This window comes from Janthinobacterium amylolyticum, assembly GCF_051380655.1.
In the GTDB taxonomy this organism is placed as follows: Bacteria; Pseudomonadota; Gammaproteobacteria; order Burkholderiales; family Burkholderiaceae_D; genus Janthinobacterium.
Window position 1 is genome coordinate 292,848 of record NZ_JBNYXL010000009.1, and the last position, 6,281, is coordinate 299,128.

At 62.1% G+C, this 6,281-nt stretch carries 5 protein-coding genes and 1 riboswitch; all 5 genes read right to left on the minus strand.

The window, feature by feature from the left end:
- Positions 1-3: 3 nt before the first annotated feature.
- A complete protein-coding gene (locus tag ACQ4WR_RS20610; protein WP_436489588.1) occupies positions 4-1,029 on the minus strand; it encodes a FecCD family ABC transporter permease in 1,026 nt (341 codons plus the stop codon).
- A gap of 86 nt (positions 1,030-1,115) precedes the next feature.
- Positions 1,116-2,987, minus strand: a complete 1,872-nt coding sequence (locus tag ACQ4WR_RS20615; RefSeq protein ID WP_436489590.1) for a TonB-dependent receptor domain-containing protein — start codon at positions 2,985-2,987, stop codon at positions 1,116-1,118.
- Between the two features lie 128 nt (positions 2,988-3,115).
- Positions 3,116-3,357, minus strand: a riboswitch (cobalamin riboswitch).
- Positions 3,358-3,401: 44 nt separating this feature from the next.
- A complete protein-coding gene (locus ACQ4WR_RS20620) occupies positions 3,402-3,956 on the minus strand; it encodes a histidine phosphatase family protein (protein WP_436489592.1) in 555 nt (184 codons plus the stop codon).
- Positions 3,957-3,960: 4 nt separating this feature from the next.
- Positions 3,961-4,773, minus strand: coding sequence for an adenosylcobinamide-GDP ribazoletransferase (locus ACQ4WR_RS20625; protein WP_436489604.1), 813 nt, complete (start codon positions 4,771-4,773; stop codon positions 3,961-3,963).
- Between the two features lie 3 nt (positions 4,774-4,776).
- Positions 4,777-5,817: a nicotinate-nucleotide--dimethylbenzimidazole phosphoribosyltransferase gene (gene cobT / locus ACQ4WR_RS20630; RefSeq protein WP_436489594.1), complete on the minus strand. Its 1,041-nt coding sequence runs from the start codon at positions 5,815-5,817 to the stop codon at positions 4,777-4,779.
- Positions 5,818-6,281 lie beyond the last annotated feature (464 nt).

Consider the following 6,281-nt stretch of genomic DNA (forward strand, 5'->3'; position numbering starts at 1 on the left):
GTTTCATCCCCTGCGCAAGCGGTGCAATTGGTACAGGAAGACGGGCGCGCCTATCATGGCTGTGACGACGCCGACCGGCAGTTGCAACGGTGCCAGCACGGTGCGCGCCAGCGTATCGGCCAGCACGAGGAAGGTGCCGCCGGCCAGTGCGGCGGCGGGGATCAGCAGGCGGTGGTCGGGGCCGCAGGCGAAACGCAGCGCGTGCGGCACGATCAGGCCGACAAACCCCACGCTGCCGGCGCTGGTGACGGCGCTGGCAGTGAGCAGGCCGGAGCAGAAGAACAGTCCCTTGCGCAGGGCACCCACGCCCACGCCCAGGGTGCTGGCCGCTTCCGCGTGCAGGGCCATGATATTCAGGGAGCGCGCACAGCGCAAGGCGAAGAACAGGGCGCCCGCCAGTACCAGCCAGGGCATCACCCGCGCCGGGGCGCCGGACAGGTCGCCGATCATCCAGAAGATCATGCTGCGCAAGCGGCTTTCAGGGGCGATGGACAGCATCAGGGTGACGATGGCCATGCAGGCCGAGGCCAGGATCACGCCCGTCAGCAGCAGCAATGAAGCGCCGCCTTCGGCCGCCGCGCCGCCACGCAGGTCGCGGCGCGCAAAGAAATACAGCAGCATCGAGACGCCGACAGCGCCGGCAAACGCGGCCGCATCGACCACCCACAGCGCGCACATGAACAGCAGCGCGGCCAGGGCGCCGACGGAAGCGCCGGCGGAAATGCCCAGCACATACGGATCGGCCAACGGGTTACGCAGCAGCGCCTGCATCATGACGCCGGCCAGGGAAAGCGCCGCGCCAGTGACAAAGGCGGTCAGCGCGCGCCCCAGGCGCAGGTCGAGCAGGGTGGCGGCGAGGGTATCGGTCTTGCCCTGCACGACGTGGAACAGGGCGGAAGGCATGTCGGCGAGCGGAATCGCGATCGAACCGGTCATGCCGGAGAAAATCAGGCTGGCAACTGCGCACGCGGCCAGCACCGTGAGGATCACGGTGGCGCGGTGGCGCATATTGCGGAAAAATGGGTGCATGCATACCTTTAAAACGGGGACTGCGGAACTGCACTGCGGGCAATGGCATGGCGCCATCGCCCGCAGCTTACATCATTACTACATGCTTATTTCATGCCGTAGCGCAGGCCGACGAAGACTTTCGAGCCTGGCGTCGCGTAGAAGCGAGCCAGTTCGTAGTCCTTGTTGGCGATATTGTTCCAGCGCGCCAGCACCGACCAGTCGCGGGCGAACTGGTAGGTGGCGTACAGATTGACCAGGCCATACCCGCCCAGGACGTTCTTGTTGGCGGCATCGTCAAAACGCTTGCCCGACAGCTGCCATTCGGCGCCCGAGGTCAGCGCGCCCAGCGTGTAGTCGACGGCGAAGTTGGCGTGTTTCTTGGCGCGGCGTACTAGTTGCTTGTCCTTGGTTTCATCGCGTGGATCTTGCAGGTCGATGTTGCCGCTGACATTGAACGCGCCGAACTTGCGTGCACCCGCAATCGTCAGGCCTTCCAGCAGCGCCTTGTTGACGTTGTAGGCGCAGCCGTAGCCGGTGAACAGCGGATCTGGACAAGGCGATGTATTGAGCAGCAGGTCGGTGACCTTGTTGTGGTAGTAGCTGGCGCTCAGTTTCGATACGCCGTCGTCGTAACGCAGACCCACTTCGGCATTGCGGCCCTGTTCCGGCTTGTTCGACGCCAGGCCATAGCCTGGGTAGTAAAGTTCATTGAAGGTCGGTGCGCGGAAGCTGGTGCCGTAGCTGGCGCTGGCGCGCAGTGCGTTGCTGATGCGGTAGCCGTAGGCGACGCTGCCCGTGTTGTGCGTGCCGAATGCCGAGCTGTCGTCGCTACGGCCGCTGATATTGAACAGATGCGCGCCGCGCACCATGTTGTAGGCTGCAGCGAAGGATTTGGTGTTGCGCGAACCCGTTACTTCCGGCGTGCTGCTCGACGTGACGTCTTCGTCGCGGTAGCTGGCCAGCAGTTGCAGGTTGTCGCGCCCGATGCGGATGTCGTTCTGCCAGGTCAGGTCGGTCTGCTTGGTGTCGATCTGGCTCTTGCCCCACGAGCCGGCGCTGCTGTCGTCGCCGGCTTTGTCGCGCGCTTCCGCATAACGCAGTTCGCTGGTCCAGTTGGGCAGGAACTCATTCTTTGTGAAGACCGAAATGTTTTCCAGCTTCTGGTTGCCGCGTGCATCGTAGCCAGGACCGGCGTCATACTGCGCTTTCAGCTCGCTATTCAGGAATGTCAGGCCAACTTCATGGCCTTTGGCCATCTGATAGCCGAACTGGCCGCTGAAGCTTTCCTTCTCGTAGCCGTCTTTGTCTGGATTGTAGGTGTACTCAGGCGATGCACCGATCTTCGAGGCCGAGAAGCCATCCGATTTTTCCTTGCCAGCCGCCAGCGCATAGCTGAAGCTGTTCGGACCGCCGGTGGAACCGGCCACTTGGGCTTCGACCTGGCGCGTGTTGTTGCTGCCGTAACCGGCGAAGGCGGAGAAGCGCGTGGCACCGTCGCCTTTCTTCGTGAAGATCTGGATCACGCCGCCGATGGCATCCGCGCCGTACATGGTGCTCAGTGGGCCGTAGACGATTTCAATGTGGTCGATGCTGGAAAGGGGAAGGGCGCTCCAGTTGGCCGTACCCAAGGTGGACGAGCCTATGCGCACGCCGTCAACCAGCACGATATTCTGGTTGCTGTTCGCGCCGCGGATGAATACGCTGGCAGAGGTGCCGGCGCCGCCGTTACGCGCCACTTCGATGCCGCGTTGTTTTTGCAGCAGATCGACAATCGAGCTGGCGCCCGAACGCGCGATGTCTTCCGAACTGATGGTCTGCGTATCGCTCAATACTTCGCTCAGGTGCTGCGGATAGCGGTTGGCGGTGACGATCACTGGATCGAAGGTATCTGGCGTGGTCTGGGCGAAAGCGGCAGGCGCGGCAATGGCTAGCGCGAGCGACGTGAGCGCCGCGTGGCGGGAAACAGCATGGGTCATGATAATTTTCAGTAAGTAATATGCAACCAGCCGACGTCCCCGTAGGCCAGATTGAACAGAAGCGGGAAACTGAAGATGACGATCGAAGATGGCCAAGGACCATTCGGATCGCGAACATCCCCGTTCGCACACTTCCACCTGTCCTGGCCGGTATCCGGGCTGGCAAGTACGGCTATCCCACCTTCCCATGCTCGATGATTGCAAGCACAGTGGTTGTCAGAGATAGCTTGTCGCCCGCTTCCTGTGGGGAGGGATGACACTTGCTTACCGTTGCGGGGGCAGCACACGTTCGCCGCGAGTGCGGCATCGTGTTTCCCGTTTAACTGCGCTCATGGACATGAGCGCGGGCACCAAAACCCCGCCATTATACGTGCAGCAGGCGGGGTCTGAAATGCTTGGCTGGACAATTCGATATCAGAAATCGATGGATAACGCCGCGCCATAGGCGATTTTGTGGGCGGAACTGGCGGCCAGCAGGGCCGTTTCCTCCAATGGCAGCCCGGCTTGCAAAGCGCACAGCAGGCGGATGGTGCCCGCATGGCAGACGATGACCGCCGTTGCGTGTTGTTCGCGCAACAGATCGCGCAGGAAGGCTGCGACGCGGGTGGCTATCGCCAGCACATTCTCTCCGCCACCGGGCCGGTAATGCGCCATGTCGGCGGCCCAGGCATCGATTTCCGCGCGGGCGATCGCGTGCCAGGGCTGCATTTCCCAGCTGCCGAAATCCATTTCGGCCAGCCGCGCATCGAGCTGCAGGCCGCTGGCGGGCAGTTCGCGCGCCAGGCTTGATGCCAGTTCTGTGCAGCGGCGCAGGGGGCTGGCGTACAAGGGCACGTGGGCAGGAAGTGCCGTTTGCAGCGCGATGCGTATTTTCGCCATTTCTTCTGGGGCCACCGCCACGTCGCTGCGGCCATAGCAGATGCCGTTGTCGATGTGCGGCGCGGGGTGGCGGACGAGGATCAGGCGCATGCTGCTAATAGAAGGCGAAGTGCGCTGGCGCCTGGAAACTCGACAGGATGGCCAGGTAGATGGCTACTTCCGCCACCTGCTGCACTGCGCCCAGGCAGTCGCCCGTGTAGCCCTGCAGGCGGCGCTGGCATTTGCGGCCCAGCCACCAGGCGGCGCCGGCAGCCACCACGAGCGCGAAGGCCAGCGCGCTCCAGTCGACGATGCCCAGCACGCCGCAGGCGATGGCGGGCAACATGCCGCAGACGGCGGCGATGAGGAATTCTGTTGTACGCATCTCCTGGGCCATGGGCTTGGCCTTGCCTTCGTCGCGCGCATAGTCCATGAGCCAGATCAGCGACACGGCGGCCAGGCGCGACAGAGGATGGGCGATGAACAGGGTCGCGACGATCACGGTGGGCGGTAGCGAAGCCAGCGCCGCGCATTTGAGGGCCAGCAGGCAGATGATGCCGATGGCGCCATATGCGCCGATGCGCGAATCCTTCATGATCTCCAGCACCCGCTCACGCGTCAAGCCGCCGCCAAAACCGTCGCACATGTCGGCGAAACCGTCTTCATGGAAGGCGCCCGTCAGATAGATGCCGGCGGCCACGGCCAGCAGCACGGCCACCGGCAAGGGCAAAAGCCAGCTGGCCAGCAGATACACGGCGCCGGAGATGGCCGCCACCACCACGCCCACCAGGGGGAAATAGCGCGAGGCATGCTGCAGCCAGGCTGGCTCGAAACCCACCCAGCGCGGTATCGGCAGGCGCGTGAAGAACTGCAGCGCGATGAAGAACAGCCGGCACTGGTGGAGGATGGCGGTCAGGGGATGAAACATCATTTATTCTGCCGTGGATTTTTCGCTGACCTGGGCCGAGGCGAAGGTCGCCATCTCACGCATGAAATTGACGGCCGCGTGCAGCAGCGGCAAGGCCAGCGCGGAACCCGTGCCTTCGCCCAGGCGCAAATCGAGGTGCAGCAGCGGACGCGCTCCCAGGCTGGCGAGCAACTGGCGATGGCCGTTTTCATCGGAGCAGTGCGAAAACACGCAGTAATCGAGGATGGCCGGCTGCAAACGCGCCGCGACCAGCAGGGCGCTGCTGACGATGAAGCCGTCGATCAGCAAAATCATGCGCCGTTCGGCCGCTTTCAGCATGGCGCCGGCCATCATGGCGATCTCGAAGCCGCCAAAGGTGGCCAGCACGGCCAGCGGCTCTTTGACTGTGGCGTGATGGGCAGCGGCTGCTTCGATCACCTGCTGCTTGTGCAGTACGCCTTCTTTCGACAGGCCCGTGCCGGCGCCCACGCAGTCGGCGACGGGCGTGCCCGTCAGCTTGTGCATCAGTGCCGCGGCAGCCGTGGTGTTGCCGATGCCCATTTCGCCAAATCCCAGCACATTGCCTTCCAGCGTGGCGACAAGGTCCATGCCCGCCTGCATGGCGGCTAGGCATTGTTCCTGGCTCATGGCGGGTTCCTTGGCAAAGTTGCAGGTGCCGGGCCCCTGCTTGCGGTCGAGCAAGCCGTCGCGCGGGCCGAAATCATGGTTCACGCCGGCGTCTACTATATAAAGGGCGCAATTGGCCTGGCGGGCGAAGACATTGATGGCGGCGCCGTTGCCAAGGAAGTTCTCCACCATTTGCCAGGTGACGCTTTGCGGGTAGGCGGAAATGCCTTCGGCGACGACACCATGGTCGGCCGCGAAAACGATGATGGCGGGCTGGTGCAAGTCCAGTTGCGTGCCTTGCTGGATCAGGCCGATCTGGCGCGCCAGGGTTTCCAGCATGCCGAGGCTGCCCAGCGGCTTGGTCTTGCTATTGATGGCGTGTTCGAGGGCGCTGGCCAGTGCTGCATTGGCGGTTGGTGAAATGTGTGGGATAGGCATGGGAATCAGGGTGGATGAGGCAGGGAATTGTCGGTGCTACGATATCACACAGCAATATTTGCCCAACTGCAAATTAGCGCTTGCGAGGCGCGCGGGGCAGGGCTATAATTCGCCCCCTCGCTGAACGACGCATGCAAATGCAGAGTAAAGCAGGGTGAAAAAGAAGGTGTTGACGGATTTAGCGAAATGCTTCATACTCTTCCTTCTTCGCAGCTGACAAACACAACGCTTTGTCAATAGCGCGAGAGTAGTAAATAAGCAGTACCGAATACAGTTCTTTAACAATTAACAGTCGATAAGTGTGGGCATTTGATGTAAGTGCAGCAGTGATCTTCGGATCGCTGTCAAACTTAAAATATCAAATGTTCACAAGAAATAATGAAATAGGATACTTCTTCGGAAGTAGCCTGTCAGTTTTTTGAGTGAGCGACCCGTCAGCAATGACGGTGCCGGTAAAACGGCAA